Origin of the sequence: Massilia sp. CFBP9012 (assembly GCF_034045115.1) — a bacterium.
In the GTDB taxonomy this organism is placed as follows: Bacteria; Pseudomonadota; Gammaproteobacteria; order Burkholderiales; family Burkholderiaceae_D; genus Telluria.
Map to the genome: position 1 here is coordinate 85,029 of NZ_JAXCWM010000017.1, position 23,230 is coordinate 108,258.

Genomic DNA, 23,230 nt, shown 5'->3' on the forward strand with positions numbered 1-23,230 from the left:
TAACAACTCTTTGCAGATCGCCGCGGCACTTGAACACAGGGCCGGGGCGATGTCAAAAAAACGCTAGTTAAACCACTGAATATTAAGGAGTTTTGCATGAACCTTCGTCCTCTGCACGATCGCGTAATCGTCAAGCGCCTCGACCAGGAAACCAAGACTGCGTCTGGCCTGATCATCCCTGATGCCGCGGCAGAGAAGCCAGACCAAGGCGAAGTCCTCGCCATCGGTAACGGCAAAGTGCAAGACAACGGCCAGGTCCGTCCGCTGGAAGTCAAAGTCGGCGACCGCGTGCTGTTCGGTAAGTACTCCGGCCAGGCCGTCAAGGTCGATGGCGAAGAACTGCTCGTGATGCGCGAAGAAGACATCATGGCCGTCGTCCAGCAGTAATTCCCTGACCCCATTCACGAAACATTCGGAGAAATAACAAATGGCAGCTAAAGAAGTAGTGTTCGGCGACGCAGCGCGCGCCAAGATGGTCGAAGGCGTCAATATCCTGGCCAACGCGGTCAAGGTCACCCTGGGCCCGAAAGGCCGCAACGTCGTGCTCGAGCGCTCGTTCGGCGCCCCGACCGTCACCAAGGATGGTGTCTCGGTCGCGAAAGAAATCGAACTGAAAGACAAGCTCCAGAACATGGGCGCGCAGATGGTCAAGGAAGTCGCTTCCAAGACCAGCGACAACGCCGGTGACGGCACCACCACCGCGACCGTGCTGGCACAAGCCATCGTGCGCGAAGGCATGAAGTTCGTTGCCGCCGGCATGAACCCGATGGACCTGAAGCGCGGCATCGACAAGGCCGTCGCCGCCACCGTCGAAGAACTGAAGAAGATCGCCAAGCCAACCACCACCACCAAAGAGATCGCACAAGTCGGCGCCATCTCGGCCAACTCGGAAACCTCGATCGGCGAGCGCATCGCTGAAGCGATGGAAAAAGTGGGCAAGGAAGGCGTCATCACCGTGGAAGACGGCAAGTCGCTGAACGACGAGCTGGATATCGTGGAAGGCATGCAGTTCGACCGCGGCTACCTGTCCCCGTACTTCATCAACAACCCGGACAAGCAAGTGGCCGTGCACGAGCAGCCATTCGTCCTGCTGTGCGACAAGAAGATCTCGAACATCCGTGACTTGCTGCCGGTACTGGAACAAGTCGCCAAGGCTGGCCGTCCGCTGGTCATCGTCGCCGAAGACATCGAAGGCGAAGCGCTGGCGACCCTGGTCGTCAACAACATCCGTGGCATCCTGAAAACCGTCGCCGTCAAGGCGCCTGGCTTCGGCGACCGCCGCAAGGCCATGCTGGAAGACATCGCCATCCTGACCGGTGGCCAGGTCATCGCCGAAGAAGTCGGCCTGACCCTGGAAAAAGTCACCCTGGCAGAACTGGGCCAGGCTTCGCGCATCGAAGTCGGCAAAGAGAACACCATCATCATCGACGGCGCCGGCCAGGCTGAATCGATCGAAGGCCGCGTCAAGCAGATCCGCGCCCAGATCGAAGAAGCGACCTCGGACTACGACCGCGAAAAACTGCAAGAGCGCGTGGCCAAGCTGGCCGGCGGCGTTGCCGTGATCCGCGTCGGTGCAGCCACCGAAGTCGAGATGAAAGAGAAGAAAGCACGCGTCGAAGATGCACTGCACGCTACCCGCGCTGCGGTGGAAGAAGGCATCGTCGCCGGCGGCGGCGTGGCCCTGCTGCGCGCTCGCGCCAACATCACCGTCAAGGGCGACAATCCAGACCAGGACGCAGGCATCAAGATCGTCCTGCGCGCCATGGAAGAGCCACTGCGCATGATCGTCCAGAACGCCGGCGAAGAGCCATCGGTCGTCGTCGCAGCAGTGTTGGCCGGTTCGGGCAACTACGGCTACAACGCCGCCAACGGCACCTACGGCGACATGGTCGAAATGGGCGTGCTGGATCCAGCCAAGGTCACCCGTTCGGCCCTGCAGAATGCAGCGTCGATCGCCGGCCTGATGCTGACCACCGACTGCATGGTCTCGGAACTGGCTGAAGACAAGCCAGCCGGCGGCATGGGCGGTATGGGTGGTATGGGCGGCATGGGCGGCATGGACGGCATGATGTAAATCAGCCGGTCGCCTGGCGCGCCGCGGCAACGCCGGCGCGCCAGTCTTCCACGATAAAAAGCCCGCGAGGTTCACACCTCGCGGGCTTTTTTGTTGTTTGATGCAGCGGGAACCTCAGCTCCTGGCGCGCGGCCCCTTGCGACGCAGCCACAGCATGGCCGCGAAGGCCGCGCCGCCCAGCCACAGGGTGCCCGGCTCCGGCACGTCGACCGGGTCGTTCGGCTCGACCTCGATGTCGTCCGGCGGACCACCCGGGGTGCCAGGGATGCCGGGATTTCCCGGGGTGCCCGGAACGCCTGGCGTGCCCGGCGTATCGGGACCTCCCGGCGTGCCCGGCACACCCGGCGTGGGCGGAGACAACTCGGGATTGGGTCCCGGGCCGGGATCGGGATCGGAGCCCGGGACGGTGCCAGGGTCCGGCGTCGGCGATGATGGCGTCGGCGTTGATGGCGTCGGCGTGGATGGGGTCGAGGCGCCAGGCAGGCCGCCGCCAGGACTGTCGCCACTGCCGGCATTGCCATTGCCGGCACCTCCCGGCGTCGGGGTACTGCCGACAGGCGTCCCGGTCGACGGTGTCGTCGCGCCATCGCCGCTGCCGTCGCCCAGCGTGCCGCCGTTCGAAATGCCCGAGCCATACCTTGCGGGCGGACTGCCCATGAGGTCAGCCAGGCGCGACTGCGCGGCCGGCGCGGCGCCCGTCAGCAGGCCGGCGCCGTTCGGGAACACCTCGGTATGATAGCGCTGCCCTGCGGAGGGACCGTCGTCGAATCCCTCCAGGCCGGCCGCCACGGCCATTATCCCGCCGCCATCCTCGGTGACGAAGGAATCGAGTTCCGACTCGGTCGGCCCATGGGCTTCGACCGGATACATCGGCACGTCGGAAATCCGGTTGGCGCAGCGCGCCCGCATCTCGTTCTTGCCGTCGGTGAGCAGGGTTTCGCCCGGCGCCAGCATCAGCTTCTTCCTGGTCCAGTAGACCTGGTCGCCCTTGCGGTAGGACACGTACACGGCGCGCGGCGCGGTCACGGTGACCGCGCGCGCATTCGCCACGTCGAAGCCGGCATAGTGCGCCGCGACCACGGCGTCGGTGCGGATGACGCGCGCCAGTTCGTCCTTGTCGGCCACGCCACCCGGGATGATCGAGAACGGATAGATGCGGCGTGCGGCGCCCTGTTCCGCGGCCGGCGCCGCGATCGACGCGGCCGGCGCCAGTGCGGCGCCCGGGCTTGCGCCGAGGTGAGTGATCTCGTCCGGCTGGCGGTCCAGCCGCGTCCAATCGATGTCCAGCGGCGGCGCCAGTACGCCCGCGACGCCCACGGCAAGGCCCAGCACGGCGAGCGCCCCCAAGCGCTTTTCGCGTTGCGACGCCTTGGCGAGGCGGCGGGTATAAGCAGAGTGGCGGCTGTCCATGACGTGGGAGTTCAGGTAGGAGTGATCCTACAGAATATCATTATTTCTACGAATAAATTCTGGTTCCATGGTGAAAAATGTGATTTCGTGGCGAAAAACATGAATTACTTTCCGTATGGAAATATATTGAACAACGGATGCAAAACATCGTTGCAATGCCCTTGCTTTTCGCACAATCCATGCTGTCGTCGAACGGCGTCCCGTGTTGCTGGTCGAACACGCATGGTTTACCATGACCGCCTGCCTTCACGAGACCTGCCATGTCCACACGCGCCGCATCTTCTTCCCCCTTGCGCCTGACCATTGCCGCGCTGATGCTGTGCTGCGCCGTTGCCGGCTGCAAGCGCGCCGAGCGCGAAGCGCCACCGGCGCCCGCGCCCGCCGCGCCCACGGCCCAGGCGCCGGCGCACACGAAACAGGAGGCGATGGATTCGCTGCTGGCGCTGCCGGAACTGCAGGCCTGGTCGCGCCAGATCGAACAGCGCAGCCAGGGCAAGGCGCATGGCGCCGTGATCGAGGACGATCCGGTCCCGCGCGAAGTCAACGGCAAGAAGTATTACCAGCTGAGTTTTGTCGAGAACCGCGCCGACGATGCGCGCCGCCGCGAGAGCTTCCTGGTGGCCCAGGACGGCAGCGAGATCCTGGTCGACGACACCGGCTCGGACACCCTGCTCAGCCTCCAGGAATGGCGCCGCACCATCGAACGCGTGGACCTCAAGAGCGCCAACTGACGGCGCCCCGAGTCTTCAACTATCCAGGTGCGAGATGAGCAGCCGGCGCGGATCCTTGCCCGCCTCCGGCCCATGCTGGCCATCGACCGAAATCCCCACCGCCATGATGTCGATCAGCAGCAGCTGCAGGATGCGCGAGATCATCGACAGGAAGCTGGTGCTGTCCTCGCTGTGATCGACCGCCAGGCACACGCTGGCCTTGCGCGCCAGCGGCGACTGGCTGTTGCTGATGGCGATCACGTCGGCGCCGGCGGCGCGCGCGATGTCCACCGCCTGTAACAGCTCCGGCAGGCCGCCCGAATTCGATACCGCGATCACCACGTCGCCCGGCCCCAGCAAGCCCGCGGCCAGGGTGAACAGGTGGGCGTCGCCATACAGCGCGGTCGGAATCCTGAAACGGAAGAATTTGTGCTGGCCGTCCAGCGCCACCGCGCGCGAATTACCGAGCGCATAGAACTCGACGCGCCGCGCGCGGCTCACCAGTTCGATCGCGCGGTCGAGCGAGCGCACGTCGAGCTGGTCCCTGAAGCGCAGGATCGCCGACACCGTGTTGTCGATCACCTTGGCCGACAGATCGTGGGTGCTGTCGCTCATGCGCACCTGGCTGTGGCGCACGGGGATCGCGCCGGTCAGGCTGCTCGCGAACTTGAGCTTGAATTCAGCCAGGCCCTGGAAGCCCAGCGAGCGGCAGAAACGGATCACGGTCGGCTGGCTCACGTCGGCCAGGCGCGCGATCTCGGCGATCGGTTCGTTCAGCACCGTGCGCGGATGCTCGAGCACGAGCGTCGCCACGCGCGCCTCGGCCGGCGATAGCTCTTCGCGCAGCTGCCCGATGCGTTCCATCAGCGTGTTGGCGCCGCTGCGACCGCGCAGGTGCTCGGCCAGGATGGTCGCCACGCCGTGGAAGGCGGGGTTCGGCGTGGTGATCACATAGGTCGGGATGTCCGCCAGGTAGTCCGAGAAACGCCCCTTGGCCTCGAACCGCGTGCGGAACGGCGAGCGCGCGAACCACTCGCCAAGGCGCGGCACGATGCCGCCGCCGATGAAGATGCCGCCGAAGGCGCCCAGGGTCACCGCCAGGTTGGCGGCGGCGCCGCCCAGCATGCCGCAGAAGCATTCGAGCGTTTCCAGGCACAGCGAGTCGTCGGCCTCCAGCGCGCCGGACACGATGGCCGCCGCGCTGCGCGCCGTGGCGTCGACGCCGTTGCGGTCGGCCAGCGCGCGGTAGATGACTTCCATGCCGGGGCCCGAGATCAGGCGCTCGTTCGACACGTGCGGCCATTCACGCCAGGCGTATTGCAGGATGGCGAATTCGCGCTCGTCGGCCGGCGCGAAGTTGACGTGGCCGCCCTCGCTGCCCAGGGTGACGAAACCGTCCGCGGTCGGGATCCCGCCCGACACGCCCAGGCCGGTGCCCGGCCCCAGCACGCCGATGACGGCGCCCTCTACCTTCGTGCCCGGCCCCACCTGCATCAGGTCTTCCTTGGCGAAGCCCGGCAGCGCGGTGGCCAGCGCGGTGAAATCGTTGACGATCAGGAGGGTCGACAGGCCCAGCTCGCGTCGCACCGCGTCGGTGGAGAACTCCCAGGCGCGGTTGGTCATGCGCACGTAGTCGCCGTTGATCGGGTTGGCGACCGCGAAGGCGCCGTGGTTCAGCCGCACATTCCCATGGTCGACATGGTCGCGCAGATAGTGGCGCAGCAGCGGGACGATGCCCTCGAAGTCGTCACAGCGCAGCACCTGGACCGAGCGGAACACGCCTGGCGCGGTCTGCAGCGCGAAGCGCGCATGGGTCGCGCCGATATCGGCCAGCAGGCGCGGTCCGTCGGCGAACGCCGTGCGCGCGAACTTTTCCGATTCTTGCTCCTGCCTCTGCCCCTGCTCCTGCCGGGCCGCCATCATCCCTCCGCGCGGACCAGGCCGAACCAGGCGCCGTAAGGCGGCAGGGTCACGCGGCCGCGCTGGGCTGCACCGGCCAGCCCCTCGACGGCCATGTGGTCGGCGCCTTCGGTCGCCGGCCAGTCGAACGTCACTTCTTCGTTCGACAGGTTGAACGCCGCCAGCACGCTGCGCTCATCCTGCAGGTCGCGGCGCAGGGCCAGCACCGGCTCCGGCACGTCGATGAAGGCGATCTCGCCGCGCGTCAGCTGCGGCATGGTGCGGCGCAGGGCGATGAAGCGGCGCTGGAAGTTCAGCATCGAATCGGGGTCGGCGTCCTGCAGGTCGACCGCGGCGGCGGCGTGCGAAGGCTCCACCGGCAGCCAGGGCGTGCCCTGCGTGAAGCCGGCGTGCGGCGCGCCGGCCTGCCACGGCATCGGGGTGCGGCAACCGTCGCGGCCCTTGAACTCGGGCCAGAAGGTGATGCCGTACGGGTCTTGCAGCAATTCGAACGGGACGTCGGCTTCGTGCAGCGCCAGCTCGTCGCCCTGGTACAGGCAGGGCGTGCCCTTGAGCGAGAGCTGCATCGCCAGCACCAGCTTGGCGAAACCGGCGGCCGCTTGCGGGCCGCCCCAGCGCGTCATCACGCGGATCGCGTCGTGGTTGCCGACCGACCAGGAGGCCCAGCCTTCCTCGACGCGGCGTTCGAAGTCTTCCACCTGCGCGCGGATGTGCGCGGCCGTGAACACCGGCGTCAGGAAGTTGAAGCTGTAGGCCATGTGCAGTTTGTTCCCGCCTGCCATGTACTCGTTCATCTGGGCCAGCGCATCGTCCGAGCTGATCTCGCCGATCGAGACCGCGCCGAATTCATCCAGCTGGGCGCGCAGCTTTTCCATGAAGGCGATGTTCTCGGGCTGGGTCTTGTCGTGGATGTGGGCCTGCATGCCGTACGGGTTCACGTCCGTCACGGTCGAGGTGTCGCGCACCAGCGCCGGCGGATTGCTGCGCAGCTGGCGGTCGTGGAAGTGGAACACGCAGGCATCCATGCGCACGCCGTCGACGCCGCGCTCGAGCCAGAAGCGCTGGGCCGCCAGGTGCGCCTTCTGCACGTCCGGGTTATGGAAGTTCAGCTGCGGCTGGCTCACCAGGAAGTTGTGCATGTAGTACTGCTTGCGGCGGGTATCCCACTGCCAGGCCGAGCCGCCGAACACCGACAGCCAGTTATTGGGCGGGTTGCCGTCCGGGAGCGGATCGGCCCAGACGTACCAGTCCGATTTCGGATTGTCGCGGCTCGAACGGCTAAGGGCGAACCAGGGGTGGGTGTCGGCGGTGTGCGACATCACCTGGTCGATCATGATCTTCAGGCCCAGGCCGTGGGCCTTGGACACCAGGCGGTCGAAGTCGTCCAGGTTGCCGAACATCGGGTCGACGTCGCAGTAATCGGCGATGTCGTAGCCGAAGTCGCGCATCGGCGACTTGAAGAACGGCGACAACCAGACGATGTCCACACCCAGGCTCGCGATGTAGTCGAGCTTCTCGGTGATGCCGGCCAGGTCGCCGATGCCATCGCCGTTGGTATCGAGGAAGCTGCGCGGATAAACCTGGTAGATGATGGCGTCGCGCCACCAGTTCGGATTCGTCGTGGTCGAGATCTGGGTCATGGCTGGTCTCTGGTTTGGAATTCTAGGCAATATACAGGACGCAACAAAACTTGACAATTCCGGAAGTTTTCCGAAAATTCTTGATTTATCCTTATGATTCAAAGGCTTGAAACATCGAAAACGTTTCCAGCCGAGTGGTCTTCGTAACTAAACTACGTCGATATGTTTCTCGTTTGTTTCACAACAATATTTTTATTGCAAAGAGATACGCGCTCGTCATAGCATCGCGTCTGTTTGACATTTCAAGGAAGCGGTCGATGACTGATCTAGCAAAACCAGGTTCCGGGCGAATGCCGCGGCAGATTCCCTACATTATTGCCAACGAAGGCTGCGAGCGTTTCAGCTTTTACGGGATGCGCAACATCCTGACGCCCTTCCTGATCACGACGCTCCTGATGTTCCTGCCGGAAGACATGCGCACCGGCGAAGCCAAGCACGTGTTCCACACCTTCGTGATCGGCGTGTACTTCTTCCCGCTGCTGGGCGGCTGGCTGGCCGACCGCTACTTCGGCAAGTACAACACGGTGTTCTGGCTCAGCCTCGTGTACTGCGCGGGCCACGCCTGCCTGGCCATCTTCGAGGACAACGTCAACGGCTTCTACTTCGGCCTGTTCCTGATCGCGCTCGGCTCGGGCGGCATCAAGCCGCTGGTGGCCTCCTTCGTGGGCGACCAGTTCGACCAGACCAACAAGGACAAGGCGAAGGTCGTGTTCGACGCCTTCTACTGGATCATCAACTTCGGCTCGTTCTTCGCTTCGCTGCTGATGCCGCTGCTGCTGCGCGACTACGGTCCGGCCTGGGCCTTCGGCGTGCCCGGCATCCTGATGTTCATCGCCACCATGGTGTTCTGGAGCGGCAAGAAGAAATACGTGCACGTGCCGCCCTCGCCGCCGAATCCGCACTCCTTCATGCAGGTGGCCAAGACCGCCCTGCTGACCAAGGCCCCCGGCCAGGGCCGTCCGGGCCTGAACATCGCGCTGGTCGGCGCTGCCGCGGCGGTGGTGTCGCTGGCGATGTCGGCGCAGTGGGGCTTCGTGATCGGCGCCTGTACTGCACTGGTGCTGCTGATGGCCTTCGGCGGCATCGGCGCCTCGATGCAGCTGGACCGCGCGCGCGGCGTGCATCCGCAAGAAGCGGTGGACGGCGTGCGCGCCGTGCTGCGCATCCTGATCGTGTTTGCGCTGGTGACGCCATTCTGGTCGCTGTTCGACCAGAAGGCCTCGACCTGGATCGTGCAGGCCAATGCCATGACCACGCAGGTGAGCTTCCTCGGCTGGACCTTCGACGTCATCCCGGCCCAGATGCAGGCCCTGAACCCGCTGCTGGTGATGATCCTGATCCCGGTGAACAACCTGCTGCTGTTCCCGATGCTGCGCAAGTTCGGCATCGAACCGTCGCCGCTGCGCCGCATGACCGCCGGCATCGTGCTGTCGGCCGCCGCCTGGATCGTGGTCGGCAACCTGCAGGTCGCGCTCGACGCTGGCGACGCTGTCTCGATCGCCTGGCAGATCGCGCCGTATGCGCTGCTGACCCTGGGCGAGGTGCTGGTCTCGGCGACCGGCCTCGAATTCGCCTACAGCCAGGCTCCGGCCTCGATGAAGGGCGTGATCATGGCCTTGTGGTACCTGGCCGTCACGGTCGGTAACCTGTGGGTGCTGATCGTGAACGCGAGCGTCAAGAACGAGTCGGTAGTGGGCTATATCGAAGGCACCGGCATGGGCGTGATGGCGGCGCAGATGTATTTCTTTGCCGGCTTCGCGCTGCTGTCGGCGCTGGCGTTCGGCTGGTATGCGACGCGCTACAAGATGGTCGATCATTATCGCGGCAACGCGGCGTAATGTGCGGGGTGGGCGGCCTTGCCGCCCATGCTCCCTCTTAACTCCCTCAATGCGGTGGTCTTGCGCCGGCGCCTGAACGCGTCGGCGGGAGACCCGCCAACCCACCATGAACAAACTCCAACTTGCCCTCGTCGCGGCATCGCTGTCCTCGACCGCCTACGCCGCGGTTCCACTTGAAACGTGCAATAGCGCCGGCTTCCAGGAAGTCCTGCAAGCCAATGGCGAACAAGTCGATGCGCGCGCCGTCTGGCTCGACAAGCGCCTGGTGCGCTGGCCCGGCGCCGCCGCTGACGGCGCCTATCGCCTGTACCACTCCCCCGCCGCATCGATCGTCGCCAAGGCCGGCAGCAAGGTCGCCGGCGCCGCCGGTTCACTGAAGCTGGACATCTCGACCACGGCCGTCCCGCAAGCCGCGGCCGAGCGCTTCAAATGGGTCGCCACCGGCCCGACCCTGCGCGTGGCGGATGCCGATCTCGCGCGCCTGCCCGCCCTGCACCGCGAACAGCTGGTGCTGGTACAGGAAGACGCGCACGGCATGGTGGTCGCCGCCACCCGCATCCAGTCGGCCGGTGCGCTCGACGAGCTGTACGCCGCCGCCGAAGCCATCCCCGATCTCGGCGCCACGCCGACTGCGAAGAAGACCGGTTTCAAGCTGTGGGCGCCAACCGCGCGCCAGGTTGCGGTCTGCACCTATGATGGCCCGACGGCCAAGGCGAACGCCGTGCACGCGATGACGCTCGACGAGAAGACCGGCGCCTGGTCGGCCAGCCTGCCGCGCGACCTGTCGGGCACCTATTACAAATATGCGGTCGACGTCGCCGTGCCCGGCGCCGGCCTGGTGCGCAACCTGGTCACCGATCCGTATTCGGTCAGCCTGAACGCGGATTCGAAGCGCAGCTACATCGCCGACCTCGATGCGCCGAATCTCAAGCCGCGCGGCTGGGACGACACCCGTCCGCCAGCCACGGTGCAGGCCCAGACCGACATGGTCATCTACGAACTGCACGTGCGCGACTTCTCGCTGATCGACGACACCGTGCCCGCGCCCAAACGCGGCAAGTACACCGCCTTCTCCGAGACGAACTCGAACGGCATGAAGCACCTGCGCGCGCTGGCAAAAGCCGGCCTGACCGATGTGCACCTGCTGCCGGTGTACGACATCGGCAGCATCCCGGAAGTGGCTTGCGCACAGCCGCAACCATCAGGCGCGCCCGATGGCGAGAGCCAGCAGGCCCTGATCGGCAAGACCGCGCATACCGACTGCTTCAACTGGGGCTACGACCCGCAGCACTTCAATGCGATCGAGGGCAGCTATGCCAGCGACCCGCAGGATGGCGCGCGCCGCATCGTCGAGTTCCGCGAGATGGTGATGAACCTGCATAAGGCAGGCCTGCGCGTCGGCACCGACGTGGTCTACAACCACACCTTCATCGCCGGCCAGGAAGAAAAATCGATCCTCGACCGCGTGGTGCCGGGCTACTACCATCGCCTGGATGCGCAAGGCGGCATCGAGACCTCGACCTGCTGCTTCAATACGGCCACCGAGAACACGATGATGGCCAAGCTGATGATCGACTCGTCGGTGCTGTGGACCCGCCACTACAAGATCGACTCCTACCGTTTCGACCTGATGGGCCACCAGCCGCGCGCGGCGATGGAGCGCCTGCAGAAGGACGTGAACGAGGCCGCCGGCCGCCATGTGCAGCTGATCGGCGAAGGCTGGAACTTCGGCGAGGTGGCCGATGGCGCGCGCTTCGTGCAGGCCTCGCAGCTGTCGCTGAACGGCACCGGCATCGGCACCTTCAGCGACCGCGCGCGCGACGCCGTGCGCGGCGGCTCGCCGGGCGACTCGGGCGAGATCGTCATCCGCCAGCAAGGCTATATCAATGGCCTGGTGTACGACCCGAACGCGCTCGGCGGCAAAGCGAAGTCCGCCGACCTGCTGCGCGCGGCCGACCTGATCCGCGTCGGCCTGGCCGGCTCGGTGCGCAGCTACCCGATGCAGACCTTCGACGGCAAGGTGCGCCAGCTGCAGGACATCGTCTACGGCGGCAACCAGCCGGCCGGCTACGCGAGCCAGCCCGCCGAGGCTGTGAACTACGTCGAGAACCACGACAACCAGACCCTGTACGACATCAACGCGCTCAAGCTGCCGGTGGCGACCAGCGCCACCGAGCGTGCGCGGGTGCAGGTGCTGGGCATGGCGATCAATGCCTTCAGCCAGGGCGTGGCCTATTACCACGCCGGCATCGACGTGCTGCGTTCGAAGTCTTTGGACCGCAACAGCTTCAACTCGGGCGACTGGTTCAACCGTCTCGACTGGACCTACCAGGACAACTTCTTCGGCACCGGGCTGCCGCCGGCCGCAGACAATGCCAAGGACTGGCCGCTGTTCAAGCCGCTGCTGGCCAATGCCGCGCTCAAGCCGGCGCCCGCCGACATCGCGTTCGCGCGCGACGCCTTCCGCGACCTGCTGCAGATCCGCGCCAGCTCCACGCTGCTGCGCCTGCGCAGCACGCAAGACATCAATGCCCGCCTGCGTTTCTTCAACACCGGCCCGGAGCAGGTGCCGACCGTGCTGGCGGCCTGGATCGACGGTCAGGGCTATCCCGGCGCGAACTTCGCCGGCCTGGGCTACCTGGTAAACGTGGACAAGAAGGCGCACACCATCGACGCCACGCTCCTGCGCGGCAAGAAGCTGCGCCTGCATCCGGTGCATACCGCGGCCGGCGCGGCGGACCAGCGCGCGCAAGAGGCGCGCTTCGACGGCGCCCGCGGCACGTTTACCGTGCCGGCGCGTACGGCCGTAGTGTTCGTGACTGAGTAATGCTGATATGCCGCCATCTTTCCAGATTCATGGAAAGTGGCGGCGGGCGGGGCAATGACGAGAGCCGCGCCTCCAATCGAAAACACGCCATCTTCGACGGATTGATGCCAGCAAGCGTTCTCCCGGCCCGGCCGAGTGCAACGCCGGTCTCAGGCCACGGTGTCGAGCGCCAGCGCATCGGCCAGCCTTGCGATGGCAAAGGTATTGCGGCCCATGCCCTTGGCCTCGTACAGCGCGCCGTCGGCCAGCTCGCTGATTGCCTGCGCCGTGACGCCCGGGGCGTCGGCCAGGCCGACGCCGATGGTGGCGCCCACCGGAATCGCATGGCTGCCGACCACGAACGGCGCTTCCATCGCCTGCATGATCTTCTTGGCCACCAGCTCGACGTCGCGCGGCGAGCCGACTTCGTCGAGCAGCACGGTGAATTCGTCGCCGGCCAGGCGCGCCACGAGGTCCGAGCTGCGCACCACCTTGCGCACGCGGCGCGCGAACTCCACCAGCACCATGTCGCCCACCGCGTGGCCGTGGCTGTCGTTGATCTGCTTGAAGTGGTCGATGTCCAGGTACAGCAGGGCGAAGGCGCGCTCGCGCTGCGGCGCGCGCTGCACCGCAACCTGCAGCGCCAGCTCGAACTGGCGCCGGTTCGGGATGCCGGTCAGCGCGTCGGTGTGGGCCAGCGCGTGCAGGTTACGCTCATGCATGCGCGCCGCGGTGGCGTCGGTGGTCAGGATGTAAACGCCGACCACCTGGCCGTCGCGCAGGTGCGGCAGGAAGGTCGAGTGCACGATGCGGATGTGCTTCTTGCGCACGATGTCGTGCTCGCACTGCGAGGCCTTGCCTTCCCAGGCATCCTTCAGGGCTTCCTGCTGCTGCGACCAGTATTCCTCGCCGAAGGCCTCGACCATGGTCTGGCCGGCCACCTGCTCGGGCGCCTTGCCCAGCCAGGACTGGTGCACCGCATTGGCGAACACATAACGGTGGTCCTGGTCGAGATGCGCGATCAGCACCGGCAGATTGTCGGTGATCGTGCGCAAGCGTTCCTCGCTCTCGACCAGCCGGTCTTTCGAGGCCTTCAGTTCGGTGATGTCCTTCATCGCCACCACCGCGCCGAGGGTCTTGCCCTGGGCATTGCGCAGCGGTCGGCCGCTGGCCATCAGCGTATAGGGAATGCGTTTGTTCGGCGCGATCACCATCGCGCCGTCGCGCACCACTTCGCCCTTGAGCGCGCGCACCAGCGGCACCTCGTCCATCGCCATCGGCGTGCGGCCGTCGGCGTGGTACAGCGAGTAATACTGCGACCATTCGCTTGGCGCCACCGCCTTCAGGTCGAGGCCATGGAAATCGCGCGCGGTGCGGTTGAACAGAGTCAGGTTGCCGATGGCGTCGCAGGCGACCACGCCGACGTCGATCGATTCCAGCACCGCGTCCAGCAGCTCCTGCTTTTCTTCCAGCTGCTGGCGGATGCGCATGGACTCGGCCACGCGCTCTTCCAGCTCAGCGGTGCGGGCTGCGATGCGGGCTTCGAGTTCGGTGTTGAGCGACTTGAGCGCCTGCTCGGCGAGCATGCGCGCCATCACCGCCTTCATGTGATTCAGTTCGGTTTCGACCAGCCCGGCCAGGTCCTTCAGCACCTGGCGCTCCTCGATGCCGAAGCTGCGCGGCGCGCTATCGATGATGCAAAGGGTGCCCACCGCCTGGCCATCGCTGTAGACCGGCTGGCCGGCATAGAAGCGGATGTGCGGCGCGCCCGTCACCAGCGGATTGACGGCGAAGCGCGGATCGTGCGCCGCGTCCTCCACCACCAGCATCTCGCTCGCCTGCACCGCATGGCTGCAGAACGAGATCGAGCGGGGCGTCTCCTGCGCTTCAAGCCCGGCGCGCGACTTGAACCACTGGCGCTCGGCATCGACCAGCGACACCAGCGCGATCGGCACGCCGAAGGTCATCGCGGCGAGCCGGGTGTACCGGTCGAAGCGCGTCTCAGCGGGCGTGTCGAGGATTTGAAGCGCGGCCAGCGCGGCAAGGCGGGCCTGTTCGGTGTGTGCGTAGGTGACGATGATGGTGCTCTTCCAAATACCGGTTCAGGGACGGCGGGTCGAGGCCGGGACGATGACGGAACGCCGGGAATGGGGGCGTCCACGGCCGAATCTTACATGGGGTTCCTAGTGGAAACTACTGTTTCCGCCGTGAGCGTTGCGTGGCGTAGACGCTTTTACGCGTGGGCCCCGCGGTCGTCAATACGACGTGCCGTTTCAAGCCATGAGAGGCAAGAATCAATGTTTCCGCACGGCATCAATCGCCGTGCGTCCGATCGCCGGATCGTCGGTGAATACCGCGTCCACGCCGGCTTCCAGATAGGCGCGAATCTCGCCCGCCGCATCGCCGCGCTGGCTGGGCGAGTCTGCGGGCGCGGAGCGCATGCCGGTTGGCAGGAAGGGATTCTCGGGCCGCATGGTCCACACATGAACCGCCAGCCCGGCGCCGCGCGCATCCTGGACGAAGCGCGTCGCCGCTCCCAGTTCTCCGGCGGCGTCACGCGGGATGACGATGGTCTTGTAGGGCGCCACCACGTCGGCATAGCACGCGATCGCGCGCAGTCCTTCCGGCGTGATCATGTCGGCGTAGGTCAGGCCGCTGCCGGCTTCGATCGCGTCGTGGGGCGCGCCGCTCGGACTGACCAGCTGCACCAGGCGGTAGCCGGCCATCGCGCGCAGCTCCTTCAGGTTGCCGGTTTCGAAAGACTGGATGAACACGGCCGCATCGCGGCCGCGGTAGCCGTTGGCCGCCAGCGCGTCCACCAGGCGCCGCTCGAGCGGCAGGCCGATCGACTTGAAATAGCTCGGGTGCTTCAGCTCGGGGACCAGGCCGATGGTCTTGTTGCGCGCGCGGCTTTCGCTGTCGACCAGGTCGATGATCTCTTGCAGGGTCGGGACCGCATGCCGATCATCGTACATCGTGTTGGCGGGCCGGTTGGCGGGGATGCGCTCGCGGGCGCTCAGCTGTTTGAGTTCGGCGAGGGTGAAGTCTTCGGTGAACCAGCCGCTGACCACTGCGCCGTCAATGGTCTTGCTGGCCTTGCGCGCGGAGAACTGCGCCAGCTCCGCGACGTTGGTGGTGCCCGAGATCTCGTTCTCGTGGCGCGCCACCAGCACGCCGTCGCGGGTGGCGACCAGGTCGGGCTCGATGCTGTCGGCGCCGTCCTCGATCGCCTTGCGGTAGGCGGCCAGCGTGTGCTCGGGACGCAGGGCCGAGGCGCCACGGTGTGCGATGACGCTGGGAGAAGTGGGCCAGGACGGGCCGGGGTTTTTCAGGTCGTGGCTGGCGCAGCCTGCCGCCAGGATGGCCACACATGCTGCACCGGCGATGCGCAGGAAAAGTGAACAGGCAAGATGCGACACAGGCCACCTCCGTTGATCGGGCTTGGCGTTCATTGTCGGGGTTGACCGTGACACCGGTGTGACATCCGGCGTCAGGCCACCGGCCCTTTGACTACCGCCTCGACGCGGTGGCCGTCCGGATCGACCAGGAAGGCCGCGTAGTAATGCGGGCCGTAGTCGGGACGCGGTCCCGGAGTGCCGTTATCCGCGCCGCCCGCACGCAGCCCGGCCGCGTGGAAGGCGTCCACGGCCGCCCGCGTCGGCGCCGCGAACGCCAGATGAAAACCCGGACCAGGCGGCGCCGCGTCCGCGCGCTGCTTCAGGCACAGGATGTCCTCGTCGTCTTCCAGACCGTAGCCGATCGCCTCGTCGTCCTCGAACACGCGCCGGAAACCCAGCGCGCCAAGGATGCCGTCGTAGAAACGCGCGCTGGCATGCAGATTACGCACGCCGAGCGACAGGTGATGAATCATGCGGGTCCTTCTAGATGTCCAGGTGCGAAATCAGCAGCCGGCGCTGTTCGATGTCGTTCTGGCTACCCTGGCTGCCCTCCCCCTGCGCCCCCAGCGAGATCCCGACCGACATGATGTCGATCAGCAGCAGCTGCAGGATGCGCGAGATCATCGACAGGAAGGTGGTGCTGTCCTCGCTGTGGTCGACCGCCAGGCACACGCTGGCCTTCTTCGCCAGCGGCGACTTGCTGCTGGTGATGGCGATGACGTCGGCGCCTTGCGCGCGCGCCGTGTCGACCGCCTCCAGCAGGTCGGGCAGCTGGCCGCCGGTGGAGATCGCGATCACCACGTCGCCCGGTCCCAGCAGGCCGGCGGCCAGGTTGAGCAGGTGCGAGTCGCCGTACAGCGCGGCCGGGATGCGGAAGCGGAAGAACTTGTGCTGGCCGTCCAGCGCCACCGCGCGCGAATTGCCCATCGCGTAGAACTCGACCCGGCGCGCGCGCCGCAGCAGCTCGATCGCGCGGTCGATCGCATGCACGTCGAGCGCGTCGCGGAACTTCAGGATCGCCGACACCGTGTTGTCGATCACCTTGGCCGACAAATCATGGGTGCTGTCGGTGACGCGCACCTGGCTGTGGCGCACCGGGATGGTGCCAGTCAGGCTGCCGGCGAACTTCAGCTTGAACTCGGCCAGGCCCTGGAAGCCCAGCGAGCGGCAGAAGCGGATCACGGTCGGCTGGCTCACGTCCGCCAGGCGCGCGATCTCGGCGATCGGTTCGGACAGCACCTTGCGCGGATGATCGACCACCAGGCTGGCCACGCGCTGCTCGGCCGGCGACAGTTCGTGGCGCAGCTGCTGCACGCGGTCCATCAGCGTGTTGGCGCCGCTGCGTCCGCGCAGGTGTTCGGACAGGATCGCCGACACGCCGTACAGTGCCGGGTTCGGCGTCATGATGACGAAGGTCGGGATCTGGGCGATGTAGTCGGAAAAGCGCCCCTTGGCCTCGAAGCGGGCCCGGAACGGCGAACCGGCGAACCACTCGCCCATGCGCGGCACGATGCCGCCGCCGATGAAGATGCCGCCGAAGGCGCCCAGGGTCACCGCCAGGTTGGCGGCGGCGCTGCCCAGCATGCCGGCGAAGGTTTCCAGCACCTCCAGGCACAGGGCGTCACCGGCGTCCAGCGCGCCGCTCATGATCTCGGCCGTGCTGCGCGCAGGCGCGTCGACGCCGTTGCGTTGCGCCAGCGCGCGGTAGATCAGTTCGATGCCGGGACCGGAGATCAGGCGCTCGTTCGAGACGTGCTTCCATTCGCGCCAGGCATATTGCAGGATCGCGAATTCGCGCTCGTCGCTCGGCGCGAAATTGACGTGGCCGCCCTCGCTGCCCAGGGTCACGAAGCCGTCGATGGTGGGGATCACGCCCGACACGCCCAGGCCCGTGCCGGGACCGAGCACGCCCGACACCGCATGCGTCTGCGCTTGTCCGCCGCCGACCTGCAGCAAGTCCTTCGGCTGGAAGCCGGGCAGCGCCATCGCCAGCGCAGTGAAGTCGTTCACGATCAGGAGCGTCGACAGGCCCAGCGCGCGGCGCACCTCGTCGGTCGAGAACTGCCAGTCGCGATTGGTCATGCGGATGAAATCGCCGCTGATCGGATTGGCCAGCGCGAAGGCCGCGTGGCTGATGCGCTGGTTCGGATGATCTGCCCGGTAGGCGTGCAGCAGCGGGACGATGCCGTCGTAGTCGTCGCAGCGCAGCACGGTGACTTGGGACAGGACCCCGGGCGCGGTCTCGAGACCGAAGCGCGCATGGGTGGCGCCGATGTCGGCCAGCAGGCGCGGTCCGTCGGCAAAAGCGGCGCGCGCGGGTTTCAGTTTGGTGTCTGGATCGACGGTCATCGTGTAAGGATACCATTGAACTAAATGCAAGAGAATGGGGGTTGGGGGGGGTGCTGCGAAGGGTGCGGGTGCGCTTGCAAACTTGGGTACCCGCCTGCGCGGGTACGACGTTCTGACGGTGCGGGCCACCGCAGTTACCGCAGTCCGCTACGCACGCACGTCGTGCCCGCGAAGGCGGGCACCCAAGTTAACGCAACGCAGCCGCAAGCGCGCAGTACACCACAATCAGCGCACCAGCCCCTCCACCAGCGCCTTGTGAAACCTCACCGGCTCCTGCATCTGCGGCGCATGCCCCATGTCCGGGAAGGTCACCAGCTTCGAGCCGGGAATCGCCTCCTTCGTCTTCTGCGCCAGCACCGTGTAGTTGCCGAGCTTCGGACGGATCTCGGCCGGCGCCGCGTCCTTGCCGATCGCGGTCGTGTCCTTCAGCCCCATCAGCAGGAAGGTCGGCACTTTAATCAGCGGGAACTCGTAGACCACCGGCTGCGTATAGATCATGTCGTAGATCAGCGCCGAATTCCAGGCCACGATTTCCTTGCCCTTGCCGCGGTACATACCGACCAGCATCTGCACCGGCACCTCGTACTCCGGCTTCCACTGGCCGTTGTAATAGGTGGTGCGCGAATATTCGCGCAGGCGCTCGGCCGAGGTTTTCAGCTCGCGCTCATACCACTTGTCCACGCCCAGCGACGGCACGCCGAGGTTCTTCCAGTCTTCCAGGCCGATCGGGTTGATCATCACCAGCTGGTCGGTGGCTTCCGGATACATCAGCGCATAGCGCGTGGCCAGCATGCCGCCGGTCGAGTGGCCGATGACGATCGCCTTCTTCACGCCGATCGACTCGAGCAGCTTGCGGGTGTTGTCGGCCAGTTGCTGGAAGCTGTACTGGTAGTGCTGCGGTTTGGTCGACTTGCAGAAGCCGATCTGGTCGGGCACCACGACGCGGTAGCCGGCCTGGGTCAGGGTCCTGGTGGTGCCATCCCAGGTCGCGCCGCAGAAGTTCTTGCCGTGCATGAGCACCACGGTGCGGCCATTCGGCTTGGCCGGCTTGACGTCCATATAGGTCATCTGCAGGTCGACGCCCTGCGACTTGAAGCGGTATTGCTGCGTCGGTTCGGGGTACTTGAACTCTTCCAGCTCGGGACCGTAGCTCGGCTCCGTGGTGGACTGCGCGAAGGCCTGGACCGGCAGCAGCGCGAGGGCAAAACCCATTCCCGCGACTGCACGGGCAATACGTGTAAAGACTGGCATGGCAATCAAGGCAAAGTTGACGGAACCACCAGTCTAACCCGGATCGCCACCGATTCGATATGCACGAATGCAGCCCATCGTCAGGCCAGCAGCGCGCGCATCTCCGGCACCGACAACGGCGCCGCCTGCGCCTCCTGGAAGCGCTGCAGCACCCGCTCGATCGCCTGCGCCGGCTGCGCGCGGCTGAAGTACCAGCCCTGCACGCAGTGCACGCCGCGCTCGGCCAGCCACGACAGGTCGGCCTCGTCCTCCAGTCCTTCGCACAGCAGCTCGGCGTCGAACACCGCTGCGATGCCCTGGATCAGGGCGAACACGCCGGCGGTGCGGGCGTCGCTCGCCACGCCGTGCACGAAGCGGCGGTCGGCCTTGAGGCGATCGAAGGGGAAGCTGTTGAGCGCATCGAGGTTCGAATAGCCGGTGCCGAAGTCGTCGACCGCCACCCGCACCCCGAGCGCGCGCAGCGCCGACACGCGCTGGTGCAGCAGTTGCGGCGAATCGAGCAGCAGGCTTTCGGTGACTTCGAATTCGAGCAGTTCTCCCGGCACGCCGGTGGACTCGAGGATGTCGGCCAGGCGCGCGAAGATCTGGGCATGCATCAGCGAAGCGCGAGAAAAATTGAGCGCCACCGGCGGCACTTCGCGGCCGCGCGCGCGCCATGCCATCAGGTCGTGGCAAACCAGGTTGAGCACATGCATGTCGAGCTCGAAGATGCGGCCTGAGGTCTCGGCCTGCGGCACGAACATCGCCGGCCCCACCAGCCCGTAGACCGGATGGCGCCAGCGCACCAGCGCCTCGAGCCCGATCAGGCGGCCGCGGGCGACGTCGACCTGCGGCTGGTAATGCACTTCCAGGTGGCCGAAGCGCAGCGCGCCGCGGATCGCTTCGCGCAGCTCGTAGCGCAGGCGCGCGCGCGCCATCAGCGCCGCGTCGTACTCATGCACGGCGCTCGCGTCCTGGTGCTGGCGGACAGAGGATGCCGCGATATCCGCGGTATCGAGCAGCCCGCCGGCGCTTTCCTCGCAGGGCAGCGCCTGGCGCCGCAAGCCGATGCGCGCGTGCAGCGTGTGCATATTGCCCGGTTCGACCTCGAACGGCTGGTCGATGGCGGTGCACAGCCGTTTCATCCAGGCCTGCTCGTCGTGCGGCGGCGACAGCAGCGCGAACACGAACTGGTCGGCGCCCAGGTGGCCGAACAGCGCGCCATCGACCCAGCCTTCGAGGCGCTTGCCCATCAGGCGCAGGATGCGGTCGCCCGTCTCGCGCCGGAACAGGTCGTTCACCTGGCGGAATCCGATCAGGTCGACCAGGCCGACCGTGACCGTCTGCCCGTCGTGGTCGGCCAGCATGCGCTGCAGGTGCTGCAGGAATACCGCGCGGTTGAACATGCCGGTGACCGGATCGCAGTAGCGCAGCTCGAGCATGTCGACCACGATGCGGCCCATCAGCCGCAGTTGAGCGATCTGGGCGACGTCCAGCGTGCGCGGCTCGGTGCCCATCACCCACAGGTTGCCCAGCAGGTGCTCGCTCTCGCCCCGCAGCGGCACGGCGGCATAGTGGCGGTAATGCGGCTCCCCGGTCACCAGCGGATTGCCGGCGAAGCGCGGATCGAGGCTGGCGTCTTCCACCTCGAACCAGTCGTTGCCGTCCGACACCGCGCTGTCGCAGAAGGAACCGGGACGCGGGAAGAAGCTGGCATTGAGGCCGATATGCGACGGCAGCCAGACCTGCGACTTGAACAACAGGCTGATGCCGCCGATGTCGGCGCCGGTGGCCTGCACCGCCAGCCGCGTGATGTAGTCGAGCTTGGGATCGGGCGAATCGGTCATGCCGACCTCGCCGTCGTCCGGCAGGTGCAGGCCGGCATAGGTATCGCCCCCGGGCGCCAGCCTGCGCGCCGTACCCCGTACCAGGCGGTAGCTCATTCTCGCTCTTGCCTTGCTGTCCATGCTCGCTCCCCTTCCGCGCCCGGTCACATCGGCGCGCCACGGCCGCGCGCTCGGTCGGCGCGCGGTTCCGTAAAACCTGACTGTGTTTCCAGCTTAGCAGTCTTCGGACGAAGGTAGCGGCCGCACGGACGGGAATTCCGCGCGGCAGGTTTTATGCAGCAAGCATGGGGGCGAGCGACCTCCTCAGTCCTGGGCGATCAGCGCCACCGGGGCTGCGGTATCGAAACGCACCTTGCCGCCCTTGACCACAGCGGTCTTGCCGGTGTACCAGTCGCGCACGGTGGCGCCGTCATGGAATACGCCGCCCACCTGAATCGTGGCCGGCTGGCCGCCCGGCAGGTCGAGCGCCACCACCACGCGGTCGCTCACGCCGTTCTTTTCCCAGGTGCGCTTGAAGGTGTAGGGGCTATGGCTGATCATCTGGTGCACGCCGGCGCCGACCGCCGGATGGGCGGCGCGGAAGCGTCCCAGGCGCGCCCAGTGCGCCCGGATATCGGCCACGCGGTGCATGCCGCGTTCGGCGTTCGTTTTCAGCTCGTCCCAGTTCATGAACGAACGCAGGGTGGCGTCGCCCTCGGCGCCTTCGACGCGCAGGATGCGCGCGGTCTCATCGCCGTAGTAGATCTGGGCGGCGCCCGGCGCCAGCAGCAGCTTGTTGGCCGATTCGAACGGACGCTCGCGCAGCGGATCGAAGGGGCTGCTGTCGTCGTGCGAGCTGATGTAGTTCAGGACCGAATAGCCCTTCATCTCGCCTTGCAGGATCTTCGAATAATCAGAGAAGATCTTTTCGTAAGGCTGCTTGGCGTCGCTGCGCAGGCTGAAGCTGATCATGCTGTCGAAGCCCTGGTCCAGGTAATCGACGAAGTCGCCGCCGCCCAGGTCGAACTTGCGCGCGTGCTTGATTTCGTAGTTGTAGACCTCGGACACCATCCAGAACCGGTCGTCGCCCAGGCGCTGCTTCGGATTGGCGCGCTTCCAGTCCTCGAAGGCGATGCTGGCTTCCTGCTTGAGCTCCTTCCACAGACCAGGCTCGGTGTGCTTGACGGTGTCGGCGCGAAAGCCATCGATGCCGTACTTGCGCACCCAGTCCGCATGCCATTTCATCAGGTAGTAGCGCGGCGCGCGTGGATAGCCGGTGCGCTTGAAGAAGTCGTCCAGTTCCTTGACTTCGCGCTCGTAGCGCCCTTCCTTCTTCCACTTCGCCGCCAGGTGCGGAGGCAGCTCGACGTTGGCGTTGCTCCCGGTGAGGAAGTCCGGCAGGTTCGCCACCAGCGTGCAATCCATCGTGGTGCGCGCGTCCTTGTAGGTGCACTGCGGGCCGGTGCGCACCCACGATGCCGGCCATACCGGATCCTGCTTCGTCACCGGACCGGTGTGGTTCAGCACCACGTCGAACACGATGCGGATGCCCTTCGCGTGCGCCGTGTCGACCAGCTCCTTGAGTTCGGCCTCGGTGCCGAAGGCCGCATCCAGCGCGGTGAAGTCCTTCGCCCAGTAGCCGTGGAAGCCATAGCTCTTGCCGGTGCCCTCGTCGGTCGAGCCGTGGATCTGCTCGACGACCGGCGTGAACCAGATCGCGTTCACGCCCAGGTCGGTGAAATACCCTTCCTTGATCTTGGCCGTGATGCCGGCGATGTCGCCGCCCATGAAGCCGCGCATCGTCGCGGCATCGTCCTTGCGGCCATATGCCCTGTCGTTGGCCGGATTGCCGTTGTTGAAGCGGTCCGTCAGCAGGAAGTAGACGGTCGCGTTCTCCCAGACGAAAGGTTTTCCGGCTGGCGCCTTGGTATGTGCGGTTGCAGACGACATGGCGCCGAAGGCGAGCAGCATGGAGGCGGCAAGGACGGGTAGTTTCATGCGGTTTCCTGTGTGGTGGGTTAGTCGATCA

General features: G+C 66.1%; 15 protein-coding genes. 5 read left to right on the forward strand and 10 right to left on the reverse strand.

The window, feature by feature from the left end; all coding sequences use genetic code 11:
- Window positions 1-96 precede the first annotated feature (96 nt).
- Complete coding sequence (gene groES / locus SOM61_RS23720) at window positions 97-387, forward strand: co-chaperone GroES (protein ID WP_147935989.1); 291 nt, start codon at window positions 97-99, stop codon at window positions 385-387.
- Window positions 388-427: 40 nt separating this feature from the next.
- A complete protein-coding gene (gene groL, locus SOM61_RS23725) occupies window positions 428-2,074 on the forward strand; it encodes a chaperonin GroEL (RefSeq protein ID WP_147935990.1) in 1,647 nt (548 codons plus the stop codon).
- A gap of 114 nt (window positions 2,075-2,188) precedes the next feature.
- Here groL and SOM61_RS23730 read toward each other — a convergent pair whose 3' ends face one another.
- Complete coding sequence (locus SOM61_RS23730; RefSeq protein WP_320476359.1) at window positions 2,189-3,421, reverse strand: PEP-CTERM sorting domain-containing protein; 1,233 nt, start codon at window positions 3,419-3,421, stop codon at window positions 2,189-2,191.
- 323 nt (window positions 3,422-3,744) lie between these two features.
- Between SOM61_RS23730 and SOM61_RS23735 the strand changes: the two genes are divergently transcribed.
- On the forward strand, window positions 3,745-4,215 hold the full coding sequence (locus tag SOM61_RS23735; protein ID WP_320476360.1) for a hypothetical protein: 471 nt from the start codon (window positions 3,745-3,747) through the stop codon (window positions 4,213-4,215).
- Between the two features lie 15 nt (window positions 4,216-4,230).
- Here SOM61_RS23735 and SOM61_RS23740 read toward each other — a convergent pair whose 3' ends face one another.
- The gene (locus SOM61_RS23740; RefSeq protein ID WP_320476361.1) at window positions 4,231-6,114 is read right to left on the reverse strand and encodes a glucokinase; all 1,884 of its coding nucleotides are present in this window, start codon (window positions 6,112-6,114) and stop codon (window positions 4,231-4,233) included.
- Window positions 6,114-7,754 (reverse strand): alpha-glucosidase family protein, encoded by a 1,641-nt coding sequence (locus SOM61_RS23745; protein ID WP_320476362.1) that lies wholly within the window; start codon window positions 7,752-7,754, stop codon window positions 6,114-6,116. Before SOM61_RS23745 ends, SOM61_RS23740 begins: the two co-directional genes overlap by 1 nt.
- A 257-nt stretch (window positions 7,755-8,011) precedes the next feature.
- On the opposite strand from SOM61_RS23745, the gene SOM61_RS23750 reads away from it, so the two are divergent.
- Together SOM61_RS23750 and SOM61_RS23755 are read left to right on the forward strand one after the other, a co-directional pair.
- The gene (locus SOM61_RS23750; RefSeq protein ID WP_320476363.1) at window positions 8,012-9,592 is read left to right on the forward strand and encodes a POT-type proton-dependent oligopeptide transporter; all 1,581 of its coding nucleotides are present in this window, start codon (window positions 8,012-8,014) and stop codon (window positions 9,590-9,592) included.
- Window positions 9,593-9,698: 106 nt separating this feature from the next.
- Complete coding sequence (locus tag SOM61_RS23755) at window positions 9,699-12,419, forward strand: alpha-1,6-glucosidase domain-containing protein (protein ID WP_320476364.1); 2,721 nt, start codon at window positions 9,699-9,701, stop codon at window positions 12,417-12,419.
- Window positions 12,420-12,568: 149 nt separating this feature from the next.
- Here SOM61_RS23755 and SOM61_RS23760 read toward each other — a convergent pair whose 3' ends face one another.
- The 7 genes from SOM61_RS23760 to SOM61_RS23790 form a co-directional block, all read right to left on the reverse strand.
- Window positions 12,569-14,494, reverse strand: coding sequence for a sensor domain-containing diguanylate cyclase (locus tag SOM61_RS23760; protein ID WP_320476376.1), 1,926 nt, complete (start codon window positions 14,492-14,494; stop codon window positions 12,569-12,571).
- 198 nt (window positions 14,495-14,692) lie between these two features.
- On the reverse strand, window positions 14,693-15,850 hold the full coding sequence (locus tag SOM61_RS23765) for a glycerophosphodiester phosphodiesterase (RefSeq protein WP_414675059.1): 1,158 nt from the start codon (window positions 15,848-15,850) through the stop codon (window positions 14,693-14,695).
- 38 nt (window positions 15,851-15,888) lie between these two features.
- Window positions 15,889-16,269, reverse strand: coding sequence for a VOC family protein (locus tag SOM61_RS23770; protein ID WP_320476366.1), 381 nt, complete (start codon window positions 16,267-16,269; stop codon window positions 15,889-15,891).
- 10 nt (window positions 16,270-16,279) lie between these two features.
- Window positions 16,280-18,145, reverse strand: coding sequence for a glucokinase (locus tag SOM61_RS23775; RefSeq protein WP_320476367.1), 1,866 nt, complete (start codon window positions 18,143-18,145; stop codon window positions 16,280-16,282).
- Between the two features lie 225 nt (window positions 18,146-18,370).
- Window positions 18,371-19,357: an alpha/beta fold hydrolase gene (locus SOM61_RS23780; RefSeq protein WP_320476368.1), complete on the reverse strand. Its 987-nt coding sequence runs from the start codon at window positions 19,355-19,357 to the stop codon at window positions 18,371-18,373.
- A gap of 119 nt (window positions 19,358-19,476) precedes the next feature.
- The gene (locus tag SOM61_RS23785; RefSeq protein ID WP_320476369.1) at window positions 19,477-21,318 is read right to left on the reverse strand and encodes a putative bifunctional diguanylate cyclase/phosphodiesterase; all 1,842 of its coding nucleotides are present in this window, start codon (window positions 21,316-21,318) and stop codon (window positions 19,477-19,479) included.
- A gap of 207 nt (window positions 21,319-21,525) precedes the next feature.
- Window positions 21,526-23,199 carry an alpha-amylase family glycosyl hydrolase gene (locus tag SOM61_RS23790; RefSeq protein WP_320476370.1) on the reverse strand — a complete coding sequence of 558 codons (1,674 nt, stop codon included), beginning with the start codon at window positions 23,197-23,199 and terminating at the stop codon, window positions 21,526-21,528.
- Between the last annotated feature and the right edge of the window lie 31 nt (window positions 23,200-23,230).